The organism is Streptomyces sp. NPDC049687 (assembly GCF_044465285.1).
GTDB lineage: Bacteria > Actinomycetota > Actinomycetes > Streptomycetales > Streptomycetaceae > Streptomyces.
Genome location: NZ_JBITLN010000002.1, coordinates 898,727 through 921,015 on the forward strand (window position 1 = coordinate 898,727; position 22,289 = coordinate 921,015).

Annotated in this window: 20 protein-coding genes, 1 pseudogene and 1 riboswitch; of the genes and pseudogenes, 1 reads left to right on the forward strand and 20 read right to left on the reverse strand. The window is 70.4% G+C overall.

Features of this window, described 5'->3' with window-relative positions; translation table 11 throughout:
• Positions 1–2 precede the first annotated feature (2 nt).
• The 5 genes and pseudogenes from ACIBVL_RS09165 to ACIBVL_RS09185 all read right to left on the reverse strand — a co-directional run bounded on the left by ACIBVL_RS09165 (position 3) and on the right by ACIBVL_RS09185 (position 5,396).
• Positions 3–788: an SGNH/GDSL hydrolase family protein gene (locus ACIBVL_RS09165; RefSeq protein WP_399094299.1), complete on the reverse strand. Its 786-nt coding sequence runs from the start codon at positions 786–788 to the stop codon at positions 3–5.
• Positions 789–897: 109 nt separating this feature from the next.
• A complete protein-coding gene (locus ACIBVL_RS09170; protein WP_399094302.1) occupies positions 898–1,620 on the reverse strand; it encodes a DUF6250 domain-containing protein in 723 nt (240 codons plus the stop codon).
• A 208-nt stretch (positions 1,621–1,828) separates the two neighbouring features.
• The gene (locus ACIBVL_RS09175) at positions 1,829–2,176 is read right to left on the reverse strand and encodes a M23 family metallopeptidase (RefSeq protein ID WP_399094869.1); all 348 of its coding nucleotides are present in this window, start codon (positions 2,174–2,176) and stop codon (positions 1,829–1,831) included.
• Positions 2,177–2,494: 318 nt separating this feature from the next.
• Positions 2,495–2,824: pseudogene (locus ACIBVL_RS09180) on the reverse strand (peptidase); the annotation flags it as partial.
• Between the two features lie 4 nt (positions 2,825–2,828).
• Positions 2,829–2,986: riboswitch (cyclic di-AMP (ydaO/yuaA leader) on the reverse strand.
• 304 nt (positions 2,987–3,290) lie between these two features.
• Positions 3,291–5,396 (reverse strand): alpha-galactosidase, encoded by a 2,106-nt coding sequence (locus tag ACIBVL_RS09185; RefSeq protein WP_399094305.1) that lies wholly within the window; start codon positions 5,394–5,396, stop codon positions 3,291–3,293.
• A 222-nt stretch (positions 5,397–5,618) separates the two neighbouring features.
• On the opposite strand from ACIBVL_RS09185, the gene ACIBVL_RS09190 reads away from it, so the two are divergent.
• Positions 5,619–6,416, forward strand: coding sequence for a tyrosine-protein phosphatase (locus ACIBVL_RS09190; protein WP_399094308.1), 798 nt, complete (start codon positions 5,619–5,621; stop codon positions 6,414–6,416).
• An 18-nt stretch (positions 6,417–6,434) separates the two neighbouring features.
• Here ACIBVL_RS09190 and ACIBVL_RS09195 read toward each other — a convergent pair whose 3' ends face one another.
• The 15 genes from ACIBVL_RS09195 to ACIBVL_RS09265 form a co-directional block, all read right to left on the reverse strand.
• A complete protein-coding gene (locus tag ACIBVL_RS09195; RefSeq protein WP_399094311.1) occupies positions 6,435–6,557 on the reverse strand; it encodes a DUF6126 family protein in 123 nt (40 codons plus the stop codon).
• Positions 6,554–7,168: a helix-turn-helix domain-containing protein gene (locus ACIBVL_RS09200; protein ID WP_399094314.1), complete on the reverse strand. Its 615-nt coding sequence runs from the start codon at positions 7,166–7,168 to the stop codon at positions 6,554–6,556. Before ACIBVL_RS09200 ends, ACIBVL_RS09195 begins: the two co-directional genes overlap by 4 nt.
• Before the next feature lie 73 nt (positions 7,169–7,241).
• Positions 7,242–8,627, reverse strand: a complete 1,386-nt coding sequence (locus ACIBVL_RS09205) for an aspartate aminotransferase family protein (protein WP_399094317.1) — start codon at positions 8,625–8,627, stop codon at positions 7,242–7,244.
• On the reverse strand, positions 8,624–10,525 hold the full coding sequence (gene dxs / locus ACIBVL_RS09210) for a 1-deoxy-D-xylulose-5-phosphate synthase (protein ID WP_399094320.1): 1,902 nt from the start codon (positions 10,523–10,525) through the stop codon (positions 8,624–8,626). The genes ACIBVL_RS09205 and dxs overlap by 4 nt, the downstream gene beginning before the upstream one ends.
• A 27-nt stretch (positions 10,526–10,552) precedes the next feature.
• The gene (gene ispG, locus ACIBVL_RS09215; RefSeq protein WP_399094323.1) at positions 10,553–11,710 is read right to left on the reverse strand and encodes a flavodoxin-dependent (E)-4-hydroxy-3-methylbut-2-enyl-diphosphate synthase; all 1,158 of its coding nucleotides are present in this window, start codon (positions 11,708–11,710) and stop codon (positions 10,553–10,555) included.
• 4 nt (positions 11,711–11,714) lie between these two features.
• Entirely contained in the window at positions 11,715–12,737 is a 1,023-nt protein-coding gene (hpnH, locus tag ACIBVL_RS09220; protein ID WP_399094326.1) for an adenosyl-hopene transferase HpnH, read from the reverse strand.
• Positions 12,738–12,742: 5 nt separating this feature from the next.
• Positions 12,743–13,384: a 1-hydroxy-2-methyl-2-butenyl 4-diphosphate reductase gene (locus ACIBVL_RS09225; RefSeq protein ID WP_399094330.1), complete on the reverse strand. Its 642-nt coding sequence runs from the start codon at positions 13,382–13,384 to the stop codon at positions 12,743–12,745.
• Positions 13,385–15,415: a squalene--hopene cyclase gene (gene shc, locus ACIBVL_RS09230; RefSeq protein WP_399094333.1), complete on the reverse strand. Its 2,031-nt coding sequence runs from the start codon at positions 15,413–15,415 to the stop codon at positions 13,385–13,387. It abuts the gene before it with no gap.
• A 119-nt stretch (positions 15,416–15,534) separates the two neighbouring features.
• On the reverse strand, positions 15,535–16,599 hold the full coding sequence (locus tag ACIBVL_RS09235) for a polyprenyl synthetase family protein (RefSeq protein ID WP_399094872.1): 1,065 nt from the start codon (positions 16,597–16,599) through the stop codon (positions 15,535–15,537).
• Positions 16,600–16,673: 74 nt separating this feature from the next.
• Positions 16,674–18,170 (reverse strand): hydroxysqualene dehydroxylase HpnE, encoded by a 1,497-nt coding sequence (hpnE, locus tag ACIBVL_RS09240; protein WP_399094336.1) that lies wholly within the window; start codon positions 18,168–18,170, stop codon positions 16,674–16,676.
• Positions 18,167–18,337: a DUF6380 family protein gene (locus tag ACIBVL_RS09245; protein WP_399094339.1), complete on the reverse strand. Its 171-nt coding sequence runs from the start codon at positions 18,335–18,337 to the stop codon at positions 18,167–18,169. The genes hpnE and ACIBVL_RS09245 overlap by 4 nt, the downstream gene beginning before the upstream one ends.
• Positions 18,337–19,287 (reverse strand): presqualene diphosphate synthase HpnD, encoded by a 951-nt coding sequence (gene hpnD / locus ACIBVL_RS09250; RefSeq protein ID WP_399094342.1) that lies wholly within the window; start codon positions 19,285–19,287, stop codon positions 18,337–18,339. The genes ACIBVL_RS09245 and hpnD overlap by 1 nt, the downstream gene beginning before the upstream one ends.
• Positions 19,284–20,195, reverse strand: a complete 912-nt coding sequence (gene hpnC, locus ACIBVL_RS09255) for a squalene synthase HpnC (protein ID WP_399094345.1) — start codon at positions 20,193–20,195, stop codon at positions 19,284–19,286. Before hpnC ends, hpnD begins: the two co-directional genes overlap by 4 nt.
• Positions 20,196–20,554: 359 nt before the next feature.
• Entirely contained in the window at positions 20,555–21,346 is a 792-nt protein-coding gene (locus ACIBVL_RS09260) for an ABC transporter ATP-binding protein (protein ID WP_399094348.1), read from the reverse strand.
• Positions 21,333–22,262, reverse strand: a complete 930-nt coding sequence (locus ACIBVL_RS09265; protein ID WP_399094351.1) for an ABC transporter permease — start codon at positions 22,260–22,262, stop codon at positions 21,333–21,335. The genes ACIBVL_RS09260 and ACIBVL_RS09265 overlap by 14 nt, the downstream gene beginning before the upstream one ends.
• Between the last annotated feature and the right edge of the window lie 27 nt (positions 22,263–22,289).

Sequence of the window (22,289 nt, forward strand, 5' to 3'; positions counted from 1 at the left end):
CCTCACGCCACCGCGGCGATCCGCATCCTGATGTCGTCCGGGGACAGCGCGCCCTTCGCCGTCACATGGTCCCCCGACGACTCCCCCCGCAGCCGCCGCCCGATCCACGGCACGAGGTACTCCCGAGCCCACTGCACGTCGTCCCTGCGCACCTCAAGCGTCCCCCGGGGCGGCAGCGGCGGCCACGCCTGCTCCGGATCCGCCGGCACCTCCAGCCCGAGCACCTGCCCGGCCCGCAGCGCCACCCGCGTGTGCCCCTCGGGAGACAGATGCAGCCGGTCGTGGTCCCAAGCCCGCCGGTCCTGCACGGACTTCAGGGACCACAGGTCGAGCACCGGACACCCGTACCGGTCCGCGACCGCCCGCACATGCCCGTTGTACGTGGCGATCTTCCCGCGCAGGTGCTTGAGCACGGGAACACCCCGGGTGTCGAAGCCGGTCGTCACCATGACCGTCCCGGCGACGGCGGTCAGCGCGGCGATCGCGCGCTCGAAGCGCTCGGCCACCTCGTCCGGGTCGGTCCCGGGCCGGATGATGTCGTTGCCGCCCGCGCAGAAGGACACCAGGTCCGGGGCGAGCTCGACGGCGCGCGGAAGCTGGTCCTCCACGATCTGGTCGAGCAGTTTCCCACGCACCGCCAGGTTGGTGTAGGTGAAGTCGCCTTCGGGGCGCCGGTCGGCGAGCAGTACCGCGAACCGGTCGGCCCAGCCGACGAACGCCCCGTCGGGGCCGGGGTCGCCGACGCCCTCGGTGAAGCTGTCCCCCACCGCCACGTACGACCCGATCACTGATCTGTTGTCACTCTTCGAATCGTCTGCCACAGCGGATCATCATTCCCCTCGAAAGTGACCTACGCGATCGTAGGAAAGGGTTGACGGACGGTGAGATAAGCCACTCCTAAAGAATGTGCCCATCAGGGAATAGGGACCAGACCCGGAAGTCACTGATCCGGAAGTGGCTCCAGGTGGTCCGGAAGGCGAAGTGCCCGCCCCGGTACGGCTCCGGGTCGGCGTAGTCGAAGACGAGCCGCCCGTTGTTCCACCACCGCACGGTGGAGCCATCGGAGACGATCCGTACGTGGTTCGGCTCGTTCGCGACGAGCAGCGGCTCGGTGTAGTCGTGGATCAACGGCCGCACGCCCGCCTGGCCGACGTAGCGGCGCAGCCGGGTGGTGGTGTTGGTGTTGGCGCCGTAACCGACGTAATAGGTCTTGAGATAGTCGTACTCGGCGAGCGCGCCGCCGCGCCGGACGGCGAAGAGGTCGTCAGGGGAGCGGACGTCTACGGCGTTCCAGAAGTTGTTGAGGTCGGAGACGCGGTCGTTGACCCCGCCCGCGGAGACGGGCGTGGCGACGTATTCGAGGACGTACGGCCCTTGGAGCGACCGCTTGAACCAGACGGTCGCCCCGGCGGGCACATCGACCTCCAGGATCCCCCGGGAGGCCGTGACGGTCCCGCCGTTCTCCAGCTCCACGACCCACTGGCGCAGGCCGCGGCGGAAGTCGTCGTGGGCGACGAGCCTGCGATGCCGGGGCGAGGCACCGGCCGCCCCGGCGGGGGCGAGGGCGGCCAGGGCGGCGCCTGCGGCGAGGGCTCCGAGTGCTCTGCGCCTGGTCGTCATGTCGATCGACTCCTTCACTCCCGCTCGTGGACAGCCTCTGCAGAAAGCGCTTGCTCCCTGATCGGGAATCACTATGTCGCTCTTCCGTCCCGTCTGTCGACGGGGCGAAGTGGCGGCATCCGGACACACCGAAGGCCGGACCCGGGGATCGGGGTCCGGCCTTCGGCCGCGTGTCAGGCGTGGGGGACGGAGGTCGTCGTCGGCGGGGTCAGCCGACGGCGACGCCGTGGGAGCGGAGGTAGGCGACCGGGTCCACGTCGGAGCCGTAGTTCGGCGTGGTGCGGATCTCGAAGTGGAGGTGCGGACCGGTCACGTTGCCGGTCGCGCCGGAGAGGCCGACCTGCTGGCCCGCGGTCACGGTCTGGCCGGCCGAGACGGAGAGCTGGGACAGGTGCGCGTACTGGGCGTAGTAGCCGTCGTTGAGCTTGATGACGACCTGGTTGCCGTACGCGCCGCCCCACCCGGCGGAGACGACCGTGCCCGCGGCGACGGCCTTGAGGGAAGTGCCGGTCGGGACGACGAAGTCGACACCGGTGTGGTAGCCGCTGGACCACATGCTGCCGGCCACGCGGTAACCGGTTCCGACGGTCGCGCCGGCCACGGGGAGCGTGTAACCGCTGGAGGTACTGGCGCCGCTCTCGGCCGCCCGGGTGGTCGCCTTCGAGGAAGAGGAAGAGGACGAGGACGACGACGCCTTCGAGTCGGAGGTCTTCGAGGACGACGAGGACGAGGACGACGAGGACGAGGTCGAGGAAGAAGAGGGCGAACCGGACGAACCGGACGAGGACTTGGCGCCGGACGCGGCCTTCCTGCCGATCGACAGCTTCAGGCCGGGGTGGATCAGCGAGGGGTCGTCTCCGACGGCCTCACGGTTGTCCGCGTACAGCTTCTGCCAGCCGCCGCCGACGTTCTGCTCGTCGGCGATCTTCGAGAGGTAGTCGCCGGCCCGGACGGTGTAGGTCTTCGCGGCGGCGGTCTTCCGGGTCACCGGAGCGGCCTCGACGGCCTTTTGCGAAACCGACTGGGAAACCGTCTGCGCGACCGGCTGGGAAACGGTCTGTGAAACGGATTCCGTGGTGGCCGCGTGAGCGCCGGTGGCGCCCATGAGGGGAAGGGCGAGAGCTGCGCCACCGGTTCCGGCGACGGCTATGGAACGGGTGAAGCGCTGGGTCTTCGGGCGGCGGTGCTTACCCTTCGCGGGCATGACGAATTCCTCTCCGGCGCCTGCGAGGTGAGCTGTCGGGTGCGGACTGGAGATGCCCGGCCGCGCCGAGGCGCGGCTTTACCCCAAGCCTGTTCCGGGACCGGAACAGGCGGTTCTACCTGTGGGTCCCCCGCTCCTGCCGTGTACGGGTGAGTGTGCGGATTCCGGACGGCGGCAGGATTGGGCGTCCGTCCGGATTGGTGTGGAACGTAAGCGACCACGACGCACGGGAACAAGCAGAGGTTGCCCCGACAACGCCTTTCTCTTGATCCGCTGTGAGAATTCCCGGTGACGCTCCGTGCATCCAGCACACGTTTTTTGGGCTAACGCCCTGGAAAAGCCCAGTGATTACGTGGACATGACGGACGACATAGGGTCACGAATATGACGCTGCTCACGTGACACCTCTCCAGGATCCCTTATTGCAGAGCGAGTTGGAACTAAGGATTCATTTCGGACAGAAACCTCAGATGCGACGCAGTCGGATAACCGTCGCATCAAGGTCGCCGCGCAGCCCGGTCCTCAGCCCATGGTGGAGCAGCACCGCCCCCCGGTGAACTTCGCCCGTTTCACGGCATTCGTACGATGCTGTCGGGTCCAGGCCGCGCAGCCGCAGCGCGGGAACGGGCTCGCCGTAGCGCTGCGCCTGGAGCCAGGCGAGGACGACGGTCTCGTCACCGCGGACGTACTGGACGGCGCTCAGGCCGCCCGTCGGGGGTCGCAGCCGGTACAGGTCGCCGTGCTGCACCAGGGGCCGGATCTCCTTGTAGAGGCCGACCCACTCACGGGCCTCGGCGAGCTCCTCCTCGGTCCACTCGGAGAGATCCCCGCCGACGCCGAGCACACCGGCCATGGCACTGACGAAGCGGAAGCGCAGCGAGCTGATCCGGCCGTTCAGCTGGGTGTTGGGGCTGTCGGTGACCCAGGCGGCCATCACGCGGGCGGGGTGGATCTGGCTGAAGCCGTGCTGGATGTCGAGCCGGTCCAGGGGGTCGGTGTTGTCGGAGGTCCACACCTGGTCGGTGCGGCTCAGGATGCCGAGGTCGATCCGTCCGCCGCCGCCGGAGCAGGACTCGAAGGCGACACCCGGGTGGGCCGCCCGCAGCCGGTCCAGGAGGGCGTACAGGGCTCGCACGTGGTCGACCCAGAGGCGCTGCGGGTAGGGGTCGTCCGGCCAGCCGGCGTCGGTGAAGCAGCGGTTGAAGTCCCACTTCACGTAGTCGATGGGGGCGCTGGAGAGGAGGCCGTCGAGCTGCTGCCAGAGGTACTCCTGGACGTCCTCGCGCGCGAGGTTCAACATCAGCTGATTGCGGAACTCCGTCCGCTTTCGTCCCGGTTGGTACTGAACCCAGTCGGGGTGGGCCCGGTACAGCTCGCTGTCCGGGTTGACCATCTCGGGCTCGACCCAGATGCCGAACTGCATGCCCAGCGCGTGCACGTAGTCCGCGAGGGGCTTCAGGCCCTTCGGGAAGCGGTCCGGGTTGGGCCGCCAGTCGCCGAGCCCGGCGTGGTCTCCGGTGCGGGCCCCGAACCAGCCGTCGTCGACGACGAACAGCTCGACGCCGATCGCGGCGGCACGCCGGGCCAGGGTCGCCTGCTGCTCCTCGGAGATGTCGAAGAAGGTGGCCTCCCAGGAGTTGAAGAGCACCGGCCGGTCCTGCCCGGCGTCCGGGACGATGTGGGCGAGCTGGTAGGAGTGCCAGGTCCGGCTGGCGCCACCGTGGCCGCCGTCGCTCCACAGGCCTGCGAAGAGGGGTGTGGTGAAGGACTCCCCCGCCGCCAGGCGCAACAGGCCCGAGTCGTCGTAGCCGGCGCCGCCGGTGATCTGCACGCGCGCGTCCGGGAGTTGGGCGACGGCGATGCGCCAGGAGCCGGACCAGCCGAGGGCACAGCTGTAGACCTCGCCGCGCTCCTCGGTGGCGTCGGTGTCGAGGGCGACCCAGGGCAGATGCTGGTGGCCGGTGTGGCCGCGGCGGCTGCCGATGACCTTCTCGCCGTAGGTGAGGGGGGCCTGCACCAGCCGCGACTCGGCGGCCCAGCGGCCGTGCAGCTGGGACAGCCGCCAGCCGTCCCGCTCGGGCAGCGTCCAGGTGGCGGAGTCGGCGCGCAGCAGTTCCACCGGCTCCTCGCCCTCGTTGAGGAGCGTCGTCCAGCGTTCTACGACATCGCCCCGCATCCGGTAGTGCAGCGTGATCGCCAGTCCCCCGTCCCGGAAGCGCAGGCGCAGCCCGGCGCCCTCGGGGTCTCCGGCGTCGTCGGTCTCGTACGCCTCGAAGACCCACTCGGTGCCCCGGCGCTCGGGGGTGCGCACGGACAGGGCGGGCCGGACGAAGCGGGGGCCGCCCTCCGCCGGGTACTCCTCGTGGCCGTCCAGCGGGGCCTCGAAGGACGCGCGGCCCTGGCGCGGGAAGGCGGCCAGGGCCTCGGCGTCGGCGAGCGCGATCCTCGGCCCCCAGTGCAGATGGATCAGCTCGTCGGCCTCGGTGAGGTGGAGGGCGTAGCTGCTCGTCGGCCCCGAAAGGAGCCAGGTGCGGTCGCCCGCGGCGATCTCGGGCTTCACGGTCTCGGGCATCAAACCCCCACTGATTCGAACAGGTGCGATCAAGCCCCAACATCATCGGATGCGCGCGCCCTGCCCGGCAACGTCTGTGGAGAAACCGTTCACCTGGGGAGACGAGAGGACTCGTCCCCCTGTGGACAACCAGTTGCCCAAGGAAGCCATGTCGTATCGTCGAGGAGGTCCCGTCGGCCACCACGAGCCGCGCCGGCGGTGCCCGACCCGGGAGGGAGCCCCGTGACGCAGCAGATCCCGTCGACCGAGCCCGAGCTGGCCGGTGTGCGCAATTTCCGTGACGTGGGCGGTCTGCCGACCGTCGACGGGCGGCGGGTGCGGCACGGTGTGCTGTTCCGCAGCGGCCATCTCGCGCACGCGACCGACGAGGACGCCGCGTTCCTGTCCTCCCTGGGTCTGCACACGATCTTCGACTTCCGCAACGCGGCCGACCACAAGCTGGAGGGCCCGGACGTCGAGCTGCCGGGCGTGCGCAATGTGAACATGCCGCTGTCGGACCCGGCGGACGGCGCCGAGTTCTGGCGGATGGTCCGTGACGGCGACATCGAGCAGCTGCGCCGGACACTCGGCGACGGCAAGGCCGTCGGCCGGATGATCGCCTCCTACCGCAAGATCATCACCCAGCGCACGGCCGAGCATTCGCGGGTGCTGCACGCGCTCGCCGAGGACAGCGTCCCGGCCCTGATGCACTGCGCGGCCGGCAAGGACCGCGCCGGCCTGTCCATCGCGGTGACACTGCTCGCCCTCGGCGTGCGGCAGGAGGCGATCCTCGCGGACTACCTGGAGTCCAACGCCAAGCACCGCCGCTACAAGGTCCGCCGGGGCGGCTCGCCGGAGACCGCCTACACCCCCGAGGTGATGGAGTTGCTCAGCCCCCTCTTCGACGCCCGCGAGGAGTACCTCATGACGGCGATGGAGACCATCGAGGAGACCTGGGGCGACGTGGACACCTACCTGGAACGGGGCCTCGGGCTCGCGCCCGAGACCAGGGAGCGGCTGCGGGAGCGGCTGCTCGACTGAGACGGCCCCCGGAGGTTGCTACTGGTTCGCCCCCACCTCGAACAGCAGCCAGATGAACGCCGCGAGGACGTGCCCCACCGCGATGTAGATGATCAGCCGGATCCAGAGGCTGCGCGGGAACCGTTCCTCGATGTCGCTCATGGCATCTCTCCAGGGGTGGGGCCCAGACACAGCGTGGCCGTCGGGCTCTGCAGCAGGGTGTGGACGAAGAGCAGATCGACCCCGTCGGGGTCCTGCGCGGCGAGGCGGTGCGGGGTCAGCGAGTCGAAGTGCGCGCTGTCACCGGGCCCGAGCAGATGGGCGGTGTCCCCGAGGCGCAGCCGGAGCCGCCCCCGCAGGACGTGCAGCCACTCCTCCCCCGGGTGCACCCGCACGATGTCGCCCTGGGAGCCGTAGGGGACATGCACGCGCAGGGCCTGCATGCCGCGCCCGGACGCGCCGGCCTGCCAGTACGTCCAGCCGCCCGCGTGGGTCGGTTCCATGTCGGCGGCGCGGACTACGGCGTCCCGGTCGGCGACCGTCTCGCCCAGCAGCTCGGAGACCGTCGTACCGTAGACACGCGCGAGTGCGAGCAGCATCGGCAGGGAGGGCTGGCGCTGCCCGGTCTCCAGACGGGAGAGGTGGGCGGGCGACAGCCCGGCGGCACGGGCGGCGGCCTCCAGGGTGAGGGCGGCCCGGCGGCGCAGGGACCGCAACTGCGGGGCGACGACCGGAAGGTCCTCGGGCTCGGACTGCGACTGGGGCGAACTCATGCGTTCATTCAGCCGGGCTTTTGCCTCAGGGGCAAATTTCTTGCCTCAGAGGCAAAAGCCCGGCCTCAGACGCTCACCGGTTGGCCACCGCCTGCTTGATCAGCGTCTTGCCGAAGTCCCACATCAGGCCGCCCCCGTTGTGGGCGTCGTCCATCACCTCGGTGAAGGCGTCGACGAACCGGTCCACGTCCTGCTCATCGATGACCAGCGGCGGAATGAGCTTGATCACCTCCAGGTGGTCCCCGGAGACCTGGGTGAGGATCCGGTGCCGTTGGAGGAGCGGGACGACCACCATCTGGGCGAAGAGCCCCTTGCGCGCGGTCTGCAGCATGGCCCACCGGCTGCGCAGCCCCAGTGACTTGGGCCTGCCGAACTCGATGCCGATCATCAGGCCCCGGCCGCGCACGTCGGCCAGCAGTTCGTACGTGTCGACGAGCGCGGCCAGCCGGGACTGCAGGCGGTCGCCCGTGAGGCGCGCGTTGGCGACGATCTGCTCGTTCTCCATCACCGACAGCACCGCCAGACCGGCCGCCATGGCCTGGGCGTTGGAGCCGAAGCTCGCCGAGTGGACCAGGACGCGGTCGATCGACGAGAAGACCTTCTTGAAGATCCAGTCCTTGCCGAGCGTGGCACCCACCGGGACGTATCCGCCGGAGAGCGCCTTGGCCACACAGACCAGGTCCGGCTCCACGCCGTCCTCGTGCTGGTAGGCGTAGAAGTCGCCGGTCCTGCCGAGGCCGGTCTGCACCTCGTCGGCGATGAGCAGCGCCTTGTGCCGGTGCAGCAGCTCCTGAGCGGCGCGCAGGTAGCCGGGCGGGGCCTCGTGCACGCCCTTGCCCTGGATCGGCTCGACGATCAGGGCGGCCACGTCGCCCTTCCTCACCTCCCTTGCCAGTGCGTCGAGATCGCCGAGCGGTACGGCCGTGTCGGGCAGCAGCGGGGCGAAGCCGTCACGGAAGCCGTCCTCGCCGTTGACCGAGAGGGAGCCGGTGGTGAGGCCGTGGAAGGCGTGGTCGCAGTAGAGGATCCGGGGCCTGCCGGTGGCCCGGCGGGCGAACTTCAGCGCGGTCTCGACGGCCTCGGTGCCGCTGTTGCCGAAGAACACCCGGTCCAGGTGCGGGCTGTGGGCGAGCAGCCGCTCGGCCAGCAGTCCGGGCAGCGGCTGGCAGTCGAAGCGGGTGAGGTCGGCGAGGGAGGCGTCGAGGACGTCGTGCAGCGCCTTGCGGACGACGGGGTGGTGGCGGCCCAGGCCCATCACCCCGAACCCGGCGAGCATGTCCAGGTAGTCGTTGCCGTCCGCGTCCCAGAAGTGGGCGCCCTCGGCCCTCTCGTAGACCTTGTCGAAGCCGATGGTGTGCAGCATGCGCGGGAGCTGGTGGTTGAGGTACCTGGTGTGCAGCTCATAGCGCTCGGCTCCGCGCTCGGCCAGGAGGGCGCCGAGGTCGAACTCCTTGGTCATGCGTCCTTCTCCTTGACTGGGCCACCGGCTTCCTTGACGGCCAGGCTCGCACCGATCCGTCCGGCGATCTCCACCGGCGTCAGGCCGATGTCGGCGAGCACCTCGCCGCGCTTGGCGTGCGCGAGGAACTGTTCCGGGATCCCGAACCGCCGTACGGGTACGTCGACTTCGGCGTCGCCCAGGGCCAGGGCCACCGCCGAACCCACCCCGGCGGCACGGCTGTTGTCCTCGACGACGGCCACCAGCCGGTGTTCGGCGGCGAGACCCGGCAGGGCCGGGTCGACGGGTTTGACCCAACGGGGGTCGACGACCGTGCAGTTGATCCCGCGGGCCGTCAGCAGCTCGGCGGCCTGCAGACACACCGGTGCCATGACACCGACGGCCACCAGCAGCACGTCCGCCCCGTCGGTGCGGTGCAGCACGTCCATGCCGCCCACCGTGCCGACCGCCGGGATCTCCGGCCCGACCGACTCCTTCGGGAAACGGACCAGGGTCGGCGCGTCGTCCACCGCGACCGCCTCCCGCAGCTGGGCGCGCAGCTGGTCGGCGTCGCGCGGCGCGGCGATCCTGAGCCCCGGGACCACCTGGAGGACGGACATGTCCCACATGCCGTTGTGGGACGCCCCGTCCACGCCGGTGACACCGGCCCGGTCCAGCACGAACGTCACCCCGCACCGGTGCAGCGCCACGTCCATCAGCAACTGGTCGAAGGCCCGGTTGAGGAAGGTGGCGTAGACGGCGACGACAGGATGCAGCCCTCCGGTCGCCAGGCCCGCCGCGCTGACGGCCGCGTGCTGCTCGGCGATGCCGACGTCCCACACGCGGTCCGGGAAGCGCTCGGCGAACGGGCCGAGCCCCACGGGATGCAGCATGGCCGCCGTGATCGCCACGACGTCGTCGCGTTCCTCGCCGATGCGCGCGATCTCGTCGCCGAAGACGGACGTCCAGGACGGCCCGCTCGAGGGCACCAGCGGGGCGCAGGTGAGCGGGTCCATCACCCCGACGGTGTGGAAGTGGTCCTCCTCGTGCGCGAGGGCCGGCTCGTAGCCGCGCCCCTTCTCGGTCAGACAGTGCACCAGCACCGGGCCGTGGAACCGCTTGGCGCGCCGCAGCGCCGACTCGACGGCCTTGATGTCGTGCCCGTCGATCGGTCCGACGTACTTCAGCCCGAGGTCCTCGAACATGCCCTGCGGGGCGAAGGCGTCCTTGAAGCCCTTCTTCGCGCCGTGCAGCGACTCGTAGACGGTGTGCCCGACGAGGGGGGTCCGCAGCAGTACGTCCTTCCCCCAGGCCAGGACCTTCTCGTAGCCGTCGGTGGTGCGCAGTGTCGCCAGGTGGTTGGCGAGCCCGCCTATGGTCGGCGCGTACGAGCGCTCGTTGTCGTTGACGACGATGATGAGCGGCCGGTCCTTGGCGGCCGCGATGTTGTTCAGCGCCTCCCAGGCCATCCCGCCGGTGAGCGCGCCGTCGCCGATGACCGCGACGACATGGCCCTTCTCGCCCTGCACCTGACGGGCCTTGGCGAGTCCGTCGGCCCAGCCGAGGGCGGTGGAGGCATGGCTGTTCTCGATGACGTCGTGCTCGGACTCCTCACGCGACGGGTAGCCCGACAGGCCGCCCTTGCCGCGCAGCTTGGAGAAGTCCTGACGTCCCGTCAGAAGCTTGTGCACGTAGCTCTGGTGACCGGTGTCCCACAGGATGCGGTCGACCGGTGACTCGAAGACCCGGTGGAGGGCGACGGTGAGTTCCACCACCCCCAGATTGGGCCCGAGGTGTCCGCCGGTTCTGGCGACCGCGTGCACCAGGAAGTCCCTGATCTCCTCGGTCAGTTCGCCGAGTTCGGGCTCGGACAGCGCCTTAAGGTCGCGTGGTTGCCGGATGTTCTCCAGGATCGTCACGATCGGGCCCCCTTCGGTCCGTGCTGTTCAGCTCACGGTGACGGCCGGCTCCCCCGCCGCGACGCCGTCCTGCTCCATCTGCTCGGCGATCTTCATCGCCTCCTCGATGAGCGTCTCCACGATCTTCGACTCGGGGACGGTCTTGATGACCTCGCCCCTGACGAAGATCTGCCCCTTGCCGTTGCCGGAGGCGACGCCGAGGTCGGCCTCCCGCGCCTCACCGGGTCCGTTCACCACGCACCCCATGACGGCGACCCGCAACGGGACCTCCATGCCGGTGAGGCCCGCCGTGACCTCCTCGGCCAGCTTGTAGACGTCGACCTGGGCCCGCCCGCACGACGGGCAGGAGACGATCTCCAGGCCGCGCTGCCTGAGGTTCAGGGACTCCAGGATCTGGTTGCCGACCTTGACCTCTTCGACGGGCGGGGCGCTCAGCGAGACGCGGATGGTGTCGCCGATGCCCTGGGAGAGCAGGGCACCGAAGGCCACCGCGGACTTGATCGTGCCCTGGAACGCCGGGCCCGCCTCCGTGACGCCGAGGTGGAGGGGGTAGTCGCACTGGGCGGCCAGCTGGCGGTAGGCCTCGATCATCACGACCGGGTCGTTGTGCTTGACCGAGATCTTGATGTCGCGGAAGTCGTGCTCCTCGAAGAGCGACGCCTCCCACAGCGCCGACTCGACCAGCGCCTCCGGGGTCGCCCTGCCGTACTTGAGGAGCAGACGGCGGTCCAGCGAACCGGCGTTGACCCCGATGCGGATCGGGGTGCCGTGGTCCTTCGCGGCCTTCGCGATCTCCTTGACCTTGTCGTCGAACTGCTTGATGTTGCCGGGATTGACGCGGACGGCCGCGCAGCCCGCCTCGATCGCGGCGAACACGTACTTCGGCTGGAAGTGGATGTCCGCGATCACCGGGATCTGCGACTTGCGGGCGATCGTCGACAGGGCGTCGGCGTCGTCCTGCGTGGGACAGGCGACCCGGACGATCTGGCAGCCGGACGCGGTCAGTTCGGCGATCTGCTGGAGGGTGGCGCCGATGTCCGACGTACGCGTCGTCGTCATCGACTGCACCGACACCGGGGCCCCGCCCCCGACCGCCACCGGCCCGACGTGGATCTGCCGCGACACACGCCGCTCGGCGATCGGACGGGCCGGCACCTCGGGGACGCCCAAGGGGATGGCGGTCATGACGTCACTCCCGGTTTCCGGAGACCGTCTCGCGCATGGCGCGCAGGGACTCCTTCAGCGAGCCCATGGTGGCGAGGACGGCGGTGGGCTCGTAGCCGCAGTGCGCCATGCAGTTGGCGCAGCGCGGGTCCTTGCCGCGTCCGTACTTGTCCCAGTCGGTCTTCTCGATCAGCTCCCGGTACGTCGGCACGTACCCGTCGCTCATCAGGTAGCAGGGACGCTGCCAGCCGAAGAGCGAGTAGTTCGGGATCGCCCACGCCGTGCACGGGAAGTCGACCTTGCCCTCCAGGAAGTCCAGGAAGAGCGGCGAGTGGTTGAGCCGCCAGCGGCGCCGGTTGCCGCCGGAGAAGGCCTTCTTGAACAGCTCGCGGGTCTGTTCCACGCCCAGGAAGTGCTCCTGGTCGGGCGCCTTCTCGTAGGCGTAGGCGGGCGAGATCATCATCTCGTCGACGTGGAGGTCGTCGTTGAGGAAGTTGAGGACCTCGACGACGGTCTGCGGGGTGTCGGTGTTGAAGAACGTCGAGTTGGTGGTGACCCGGAAGCCGCGCCGCTTGGCCTCCTTGATCGCCGCCACCGCCTCGTCGAACACGCCCTCCTTCGCCACCGACTCGTCGTGCCGCTCCCGCAGCCCGTCGATGTGCACGGCGAAGGCGAAGTAGGGGGACGGCTTGAACATGTCCATCTTCTTGCGCAGCAGCATGGCGTTGGTGCAGAGGAAGACGTACTTCCTCTTCGCCACCAACTGCCGCACGATCTCGTCGATCTGAGGGTGCATCAACGGCTCACCGCCCGCGATGGACACCATCGGCGCACCGGACTCCAGCACCGCGCCCACGGCCTGGGCGACCGGCATGCGCTGCTTGAGCACCCCGGCCGGATGCTGGATCTTTCCGCAGCCCTCGCACTTCAGATTGCAGGCGAAGAGGGGTTCCAGCTCGACGATCAGCGGGAACTTGTCCCGCTTGCGGATCTTCTGTTCGGCCAGGTATGTAGCGACCTTGATGGACTGGCGCAGCGGCATGGCCATTCGGCTCACCTCCGGGGGAGCAGCACATTACGGTGCCATTCGAAGAATGCAGGCAGGACGGAACGAAGGACACGGAAAGCCGATATTCCACCGCGCACCGTGCCGATCCGGACGAGTTCATGTTCTGGAGCGTCCACGACCACCCGGACGGCCGCAACCGGGCGCCCGTCCGCGCGCACGGCGCTCAGGAGCGTCGCCGCCGACTCCATGTCGACGGCGATCGCGCCGGTCGCCAGCAGATCGGCGCGTTCATGACCGCGTACGACGTGGTCGGAGCCGGTGAGGGGTCCGGTGTGGACGGTGCGCCCGGGCAGGGTGCGGCCGAGTTCCTTGACGAGCAGCTCGGTGCCGACACAGGGGACGGTGCCGCGCGGGTCGCGGGTCTCCTCGGCGACGACCAGGTCGCCGGGGTGCATGCCGGGGGCGAGCCCGGCGCAGAAGCCCGTGGCCAGCACGGCGGCACCCCCGAGCACCGGGTCGGCGAGGACCCGGGTGACGGAGCGCTCGGCCGCCTTCGGTCCCATGCCCGTGCGCAGGACGGTGACGGGCCCGTCGGCCCCGCTGCGGTCGCCCATGCGCAGGGCGAGGTGCTCGATGCCCAGCGCGCAGGCGATCAGCAGCGGGGCCCGGACGGGCTGCGTGCTCATTCAGCTCCCCTCGGCCTCTGCGGAAGTCGCCGCACCGGAAACCGGCTGGGGCTTCTTGCTGAACGGCTCCCCGTGGACGTACCGGCCGAGCGCGGTGAGCGGGAAGACCTGCCGGTAGAGGTGGTAGTTGATGGAGAAGTCCCAGGGGAAGCCGGTGCCGGTGAAGTACGGCTCGTCCCAGGAGCCGTCCTCCCGCTGGGTCTCGGCGAGCCAGGCGACGCCCCGTTCGACGGCCTTGGAGTCCTTCTCCCCCGCCGCGAGGAGCGCCATCAGCGCCCAGGCCGTCTGGGAGGCGGTCGAGGCGCCGCGGCCGCTCCAGCGGGCCGCGTCGTGGTAGGAGCGCAGGTCCTCGCCCCAGCCGCCGTCGTCGTTCTGGACCCGCTCCAGCCAGGCGACCGCCCTGCGGACGGCGGGGTGCTGGGTGGGCAGGCCGGCCGCGGTCAGTGCGGGGACCACCGACCCGGTGCCGTAGATGTAGTTGACCCCCCAGCGGCCGAACCACGAGCCGTCCGGCTCCTGTTCGGCGAGCAGCCACTCGATGCCGCGCCGGGTGCGCGGGTCGTGGGAGAGACCCTCGACGGCGAGCATCTCGACGACGTGCGCGGTGACGTCGGCCGACGGCGGGTCGATGACCTCGCCGAAGTCGCAGAACGGGAGCTGGTTGGGGAACGGGCTGGTGTTGTCGACGTCGAAGGCGCCCCAGGCGCCGTTCCTCGACTGCATCCCGAGGTTCCAGCGCACCCCACGCCCGATCGCCTTCTCCACCCGCTGAGGGTCGTGGTGCCGGACCCGGCGCAGCGCGAGGACGACTTCGGCGGTGTCGTCGATGTCGGGATAGTTGTCGTTGTGGAACTCGAACGCCCAGCCGCCCGGGGGCAGCTGGGGCCTGCGCACGGACCAGTCGCCGGGCCGTACGACCTGCTCGCCGAGCATCCAGTCGGCGGCCTTGACGAGTTGGGGATGGTCGGCCGGGAGTCCCGCGTCGGCCAGGGCGATGGTGGCCAGGCAGGTGTCCCACACCGGGGACTGGCAGGCCTCGATCATCCGGGCGCCGTCCTCGCGCCACACGGCGTAACGATCCAGGGACTTCAGTCCCTCGCGCATCACGGGGTGCTCGAGGTCGTAGCCGAGCAGATACAGGGCGATCACCGAGTACACGGCCGGGGGCTGGATGCCGCCCCAGCAGCCGTCGTTCTCCTGGCGCTCGATGATCCAGCGGGCGGCGGAGTTCATGGCGGACCTGCGCAGTCTGCGCACCGCCACCCTGCGGTAGCCGCGGACGACCTTGTCGAGCCGCTGGAAGAGCCCGTCCCAACTGTTCACCGGGGCGAGGGGCCTGGGCGGGTTGGGGTCGGCCGGGTCGGTGTGCAGCTCGTCGAGCGGGAAGGGCGCGGGGCGGACCGGGCGCTTGGCCGAGACGACGGTGAGCGGGACGATCGTCTGCCGGGCCCAGCAGCCGAAGTTGTAGATGCTGAGCGGGAACCACTTGGGGAAGTACAGCAGTTCCGGCGGGAGTTCGGGCAGGTCCTCCCACTTCCACCAGCCGAAGAGAGCCAGCCAGATCCGGGTGAAGACCCGGGCGGCGGCGATGCCTCCGTGGTCTCGGACCCACTCCGAGGCCCTGGCCATGTGGGGCGCGTCGGGGGCGTCGCCGGCCAGGCGGAGGGCGACGTACGCCTCGATGGTGGTGGAGAGTTCGGGCGGGCCGCCGTAGAAGGTGGCCCAGGTGCCGTCGTCGCGCTGTTCGCCGCGGATGAAGAGGGCGGCCGCCTGGGTGGTGGCCTCGTCACGGATGCCCAGGAACTGGCGGAGCAGCAGGTCCTCGGCGTCCATCGTGACGTTCGTCTCGAGGTCGCCCTTCCACCAGCCCTCGACGTCCTGCCGGGCGAGCAGGAAGTCGGTGGCGCGCCGCACCGCGCGCACGGCGGCTTCTTGTACCCCGGCCGCCACGGGGGTGGTGATGTCGGTTTCGCTGGCCGCGGCAGCACGGGGCGGCAGGGCCCCGGGGCTTCCGTCGGTCGTCGCTGTCATGGCTTCCCCTTCGTGCAGTCGTGTGAAGTCGTGCTGCTGTGGGAACGCCGTCGGCCGGTGCCTGTCTCGCCTCGCTGCACCGGCCGGCGACTACGCGAGGACTATTCGACCAATAGTGATCATCTCTTTCGTACGACGACGAAGTCGGCGAGCGCCGTGAACCGGTCCCGCACCTGCTCGGGCATGTCGACGGCGTTCAGGGCTTCGATGGCGACGGTGTGCTGACGACGTGCCTCCTCGGCGGTCCACTCGCGGCCGCCGGCCTCCTCGATGAGGGCCGCGCGGGCCGCGAACTCCTCCTCGGAGAAGGTGGCGAACTCGCTGCTCTTGGCGTCGGCGGCGAGCATCTCGCCGAGCCGCTCGGAGGCCGGGCCGCCCGCCGCGAGCGCGGCCACGACCGGCAGGGACTTCTTGCGCTGGCGCAGGTCGCTCCAGGTCTGCTTGCCGGTGGAGACCGGATCGCCCCAGATGCCGAGAAGGTCGTCGACGGCCTGGAATGCCAGGCCGAGGTGGTAGCCGTACTTCTCCAGGCGATCGGCGCTGCGCTCGTCGGCGCCGCCGAGCACGGCGCCGATGGAGCTGGCGCAGGCCAGCAGGGCGCCGGTCTTGTTGCCCTCCATCTCCAGGCACTCCTCGACGCTGACGCGGTCGCGGTGCTCGTAGGAGATGTCCTGGGCCTGACCGTCGATCAGGGCGCGGGTGGCGGAGGTCAGCCGGCGGGTGGCGCGGCCGGCCTCGGCCGTGCCGAGTTCGAGGAGGATCTCGTTGGCGAGGGCGAACAGGGCGTCGCCGACCAGGATGGCCTGGGCGGGACCGTGCACCTTCCAGACGGTGTCGCGGTGGCGGCGCTGCTCGTCGCCGTCCATCAGGTCGTCGTGCAGGAGGGAGAAGTTGTGGACCAGTTCGACGGCGACCGCGCCGGGCACGCCGGTCTCGGGCGCGGCGCCGGTGACCTCGGCGGAGAGCACCGCGAGCGCGGGGCGCACGGCCTTGCCGCCGTCGCCGTCGGTCGGGTTGCCCTGAGCGTCGATCCAGCCGAAGTGGTAGGCGGCGACCGTGTCCATGGGCGGCGCGAGTCGGTCGACGGCCGCCCGGAGCACCGGTGTGGCCAGGGTGCGGCCGCGCTCCAGGAGCGCGGTCACGTCCACCGCGGTCCTGCGAGCGGCCGGCGAGGCCGGGGGCACAGTGGGCACAGTTTCTCCTCTTGTTGCGGTACCGGAGGGGGTGCGGGGGTGTGCCGAGCCGTGCTGATCGACCTTCACCGGATCCCACCTCGCAGGGAAGCGCCGGCTCCCTCCGGTTTTCGGCCGGGGGTCCGGGGTTTGCCCCCCGGGAAGATGCAGTAGGCCGCCTCCTCGAACGCGAAGAGGTGGGTTGGTCGGGGCCGGCCCAGGGCGCTCAGCGCGGCGTCCGCCGCACTCACGCCGCTGCGGACCGCACTCTCCATGGTCGCGGGCCACCCTGTGGCGGTCCACGCTCCGGCCAGGTACAGGCCGGGGGCTTTGGTGCGGGCGCCGGGACGCAGGCGCCCGACGCCGGGGGAGGGAGCGAACGTCGCCGTGCGCTCCCGGGTCACGAAGAAGTCCCGCACCTCGGCGCCGCGCGTCCCCGGCAGCAGCCTTGCCAGCTCGGGGAGGTAGCGCTCGCGCAGGACGGCGACGGGCTCGTCGATCTCGTCCCGCGCCGCCGACTGCGACAGGGCGAGGTACTGGCCCGTGCGCAGTCCGGAGGCCTCGGTGCGGTCGAAGACCCACTGCACGGGGGTGCCGAGCGCCGCGAAGAACGGCACGCCCAGCACCTTGCGGTCGTAGACGACATGGATGTTGAGGATCGGCGCGGTGCCGATCTCCAGGAGCCGTTCCGGGGCGTCGAGCGCCCCGGCCGGCAACAGGTCGTACGTCTCGCGCTGCGGTACGGCGAGGACGACGGCGTCCGCGGTGAGCGTCTCGCCGGGAACCTGAACGCTCCAGGTCCCGTTCCCGTCCTGAGAGAGGGAGGTGACGCGTGAACGGACCTCGATGCGTACGCCGGCGGAGTCGAGCGCCTTGCGGGCCAGCCGGTCGTGCAGGTCGCCCAGCGGGACGCGCGCCCAGCCGATGTCGGCCGCGCCCGGCTCCGACAGCAGACCGGTCTTGAACACCATCGCGGCGAGGCCCAGCGAGGAGTCGCCCGCGACCGCGTTGAGGGTGGCGACCCCCACCAGATCCCACAGGGCCTCGACGGCGCGTGCCGACTGACCGTGAGCGGTCAGCCAGCTGCCGAAGTCCTCTGCGTCCAGGGCCGGATCGGCGAGGTCGAGTCCTTTGAGCGCGAGCGCGGCCCGGCCCACTCCGGCGCGTTCGGCGAGCGAGAGATGCGGGTATGTGGCGAGGCTGCGCCCCAGGTGCAGGGGTACGGGCAGCGCGTCGCGCCGCAGTCTGCCGAGGCGCCGCCCCTCGGGCCTCGCGGCATCGACGACGGGCACGTCGAGACGCTCCTGCAGCGGTGCCAGCGCCGTGCCGTCGATCCGGTCGAGGAACCATCGGTAGGCGGTGCAGCAGCGCAGGTACACGTGCTGGCCGTTGTCCACGGTGAGGTCGCCGCGCCGGAAGGAGAAGGCCAGGCCGCCCAGGCGGGGCCGGCCCTCCAGCAGCGTCACGCGGACACCCGCGTCGGCGAGCGCGAGCGCGGCGGTGACGCCGGCGAGCCCGCCGCCCACGACGACGGCGTGCCGCCCGGAGATCCCGGAGCCCTCCGAGAGCCGCTCGTCGCTCATGGTGCACCCTCCCCTGCGGACCCGCCGTGGTGCTTGAACTCTGCACGGCGGACCGTCGCAGTCAGGGACGCCGCGCCGCACCGGAGGGTTGCGTGCCGCTTTTCCATGGTTCCCGCGGCTTCTCCGGGGAAATCACCTCTGACCGCTTTGTCGTCGGCCGTCTCCATCAGGTGTGCCTCCTGACGGTCTGCCGCGAGACATGCCGGGCGTCCAGTCCCGACAGACCGCGCACGGCGACGTACGCCTTCTCCCGGCCGGGCAGCGAGACGCGGCCGCGCAGGACGGCCTGCGGATCGCGTTCGATACGGTCGAGGAGACGGCGGTAGATGCCGGCCATGGCGGCGACACAGGCACCGCTGCGCCGGTCGAGCATGGGCAGCAGCCGGTAGCCCTCGGCGAACAGGGCGCGAGCCCGGCGCACCTCGAAGTGCACGAGTCCCGCGAAGTCGGAGCCCTCGGGCGGCGCCGCCCCGTCGAATCCGGCCGAGCAGCCGAACTTGGCGAGGTCGTCGGCGGGCAGATAGGTGCGGCCGCCCGTCGCGTCCTCGCGGACGTCCCGGAGGATGTTCGTCAGCTGGAGCGCGAGCCCGAGCGTGTCGGCGTACTCCGGCGCGCGCTCGGCGCCGCGCGCCCCCGGTTCCGTGCCGAACACGCCGAGCGAGAGGCGTCCGATGGCGCCCGCCACACAGCGGCAGTACGCCTTCAGGTCGTCCCAGGTCTCGTAGGTCTCGCCGCGTACGTCCATCAGGACGCCGTCGATCAGTTCGTCCAGGCCGCCGAGCGGGACCGGGAAGGCGCGGGCGGTATGGGCGAGGGCGACCGCGACGGGGTCGGTGTCGTCCTCGTCGACCTCGCCGGAGCGGACCCGGGTGAGCAGCGCGCGGGTGTCCTCGAGCCGGGCGGTCTTGACGTCGTCGGCCAGGGCGCCGTCCCCGATGTCGTCGACCCGGCGCGAGAACGCGTAGAGCGCCGACATGGCCCGGCGTTTGTGCGTGGGCAGCAGCCGGATGCCGTAGGCGAAGTTACGGGCCTGCTGTCCGGTGACGGCCTCGCAGTAGCTGTAGGCGGCGAGTACCGGTGCGGACACGTGCGGTGACGACTCCACGGTCCGGATCACCCCTCTCCTCGCAGGGTCACGCCCACCTCGCGCAGCAACTGGAGCTTGCCGGGCTTGGGCGGGCCGGGAAGTACGTCGTATTCGGCGGCGGCGATCGCGCGGATCGCCGCCCTTCCCCCCGCCACGAACCCCGCGAGCAGCAGCCTCAGCCTGCCGTGGACGCTACCCACCAGGGGGGCGCCTTCAGTCAGGAGATCGCGGGCGCGCTGCGCTTCGTACGCAACCAGTGCGCGCACGGAGGCGCCGGCGGTTTTCGTGGCGAGATCCGCCTCCTGGACGTGAAAGCGCTTCATGTCCGCGGCGGGCAGATAGACGCGGTCGCGCCCGAGGTCCTCGGTCACGTCCTGGAGGTGTTCGACGATCTGCAGGGCGGTGCAGATCGCGTCGGAGCGGCGGATCCGCTCGGGGGTCGAGGTGCCGGTGACGGCGAGGACGAGGCGGCCGACGGGGTTGGCGGACAGCTCGCAGTAGGCGCGGAGGTCGTCGTAGGTCTCGTAGCGCCCCACGAGCTGGTCCTGGCGGTTGGCGGCGATCAGGTCGAGAAACGGCTCGGCGGTGAGGCCGCGGCGGCGGACGGTGGGCCGGAGCCGGCGCAGCAGGGGGTGACGGGGCTCGCCGTCACCCCCGGCGAAGACGCGGCGGAGGTCGGCTTCGAAGGCCTCGAGGAGGATCAGCCGGTCCTCGGCCTCGGTGGCCGAAACGCCGAGCAGGCGGGCGTCGGCGCCGCCCGGGGCGAGGTCGCCGTCGCCGATGTCGTCGACGAGACGCGCGAAGCCGTAGACGGCCATCAGGTCCTCGCGCCAGGCCCTGGGCAGGAAGAAGGGAGCCACCGGGAAGTTCTCGTCCGCGGCCTTGGCGAGGGTGCCGCGCTGCGGGTCGCCGGTGAGCGGCGCGGTCGGGGCCGTCACCGTTCGCGGCCCGGGGCAGGGACGGCACGTGCTGCGTTGAGCTGGGGAGTTTCCGTAGCCATTGCCGTCACATCTCCCGTTCTACACCGCCGACCCAAGACACACTATTTCGGACACGCCGCCCAGCCGTCCGCGCGGCTGCCCGGCCGAGGGTGTCGCGCATTATCGCCCCACTTGACGCCTTTCGGGATCCGGTACAGCTTACGTTGTACAACGCAGCGTGGATCGCCGGGGTGTCCTGCACATCACAACAACACACCGATTGGTGGCAAGATTCCTAAGACCGGCCGAAGTTGACGTTTCCTTTGCAGACGCGGGGCCCCACCGGACAGTTCCGGCAGGGCCCGAGGCGGGACGCCCTACTTGCCGGTGAACTTCTCGTACTCCTTGAGGACCTCTTCGGTCGGGCCGTCCAGGCGGAGTTCGCCGCGCTCCAGCCACAGGACGCGGTCACAGGTGTCCCGGATCGACTTGTTGCTGTGACTGACCAGGAACACCGTGCCCGCGTGTTCGCGCAGTTCCCGGATGCGTTGCTCGGAGCGCACCCGGAACTTCGCGTCGCCGGTCGCCAGGGCCTCGTCGATCATCAGGACGTCGTGGTCCTTGGCGGCGGCGATGGAGAACCGCAGCCGGGCCTGCATACCGGAGGAGTAGGTGCGCATCGGCAGGGTGATGAAGTCGCCCTTCTCGTTGATGCCGGAGAAGTCGACGATCTCCTGGTAGCGCTCCTTGATCTGCTCCCGGGACATGCCCATGGCCAGACCGCCGAGGATGACGTTGCGCTCGCCGGTGAGGTCGTTCATCAGGGCCGCGTTGACGCCGAGCAGCGAGGGCTGGCCGTCGGTGTAGACCTTGCCGCTCTCCGGCGGCAGCAGACCGGCGATGGCGCGCAGCAGGGTCGACTTGCCGGAGCCGTTGGAGCCGATCAGGCCGATGGCCTCGCCCCGGTAGGCGACGAAGGAGACCCCGCGCACCGCGTGCACCTTGCGCACCCCGCGCTCCTCGCCGCGCTTGAGGATGCGGCTGAGGGCGGCGGTGGCACTGCCCTTGCCGGTCTTGGCGCCGTTGACGCGGTAGACGATGTGGACCTCGTCGGCGATGACGGTGGGGATGCGCTCGCGCTCTCCCGGTACCCGGTCAGCCACGGCCATACCTCTCCTCCGCCTTCCAGAAGTACAGGAAGCCGCCGACCGCGAGCAGCAGGGCCCAGCCGCCGGCGACGGCCCACACGTGGTCGGGGAGGTTCTCGGCGCCGTACTCGTCGATGAGCGCGAAGCGCATCAGGTCCATGTAGATGGCGGCCGGGTTCCACTGCAGGACGTTCGACACCCACTCCGGCTTGTCCGCGAGGAAGACCGGGATGGAGAACATCACGCCGGACGCGTACATCCAGGTCCGCATCACGAACGGCATCAGCTGCGCGAGGTCCGGGGTCTTCGCACCGGCCCGGGCGAAGATCAGCGCCAGGCCGGAGTTGAAGCCGAACTGCAGGATCAGCACCGGCACGATCAGCGCCCAGGAGGCGTCCGGGTAGCTGCCGAAGCCGATCACCACGACGAACATCACGAGCATCGAGTACAGCAGCTGCTGGAGCTGCTGCAGCGCGAAGGAGATCGGCAGCGAGGCCCGCGGGAAGTGCAGGGCGCGCACCAGGCCGAGGTTGCCGGAGATCGCCCGGACGCCGCTCATCACGGAGCTCTGCGTGAAGGTGAACACGAAGACGCCCGTGACCAGGAAGGGGATGTACACGTCCTTGGACATCCCGCGGCTGGCGTTGAGCAGCACGCCGAAGATCATGAAGTACACGAACGCGTTCAGCAGCGGCGTGGCCACCTGCCACAGCTGGCCGAGCTTGGCCTGGCTGTACTGCGCGGTCAGCTTCGCCCGGGAGAACGCCAGGATGAAGTGCCGGCGTCCCCAGAGCTGGCGGACGTACTCCCGCACCGGGGGCCGGGCGCCGCTCACGGCCAGCCCGTACTTGGCGGCCAGCTGTGCGGCCGTGAGGCCCTCGTCGGGCGACGGAGGCGCGCTCACCGCGACTCCGCCGTCATGCGTTGTCTCACTCACAAGTAGGAAACTTTCGTCTTCGCGATG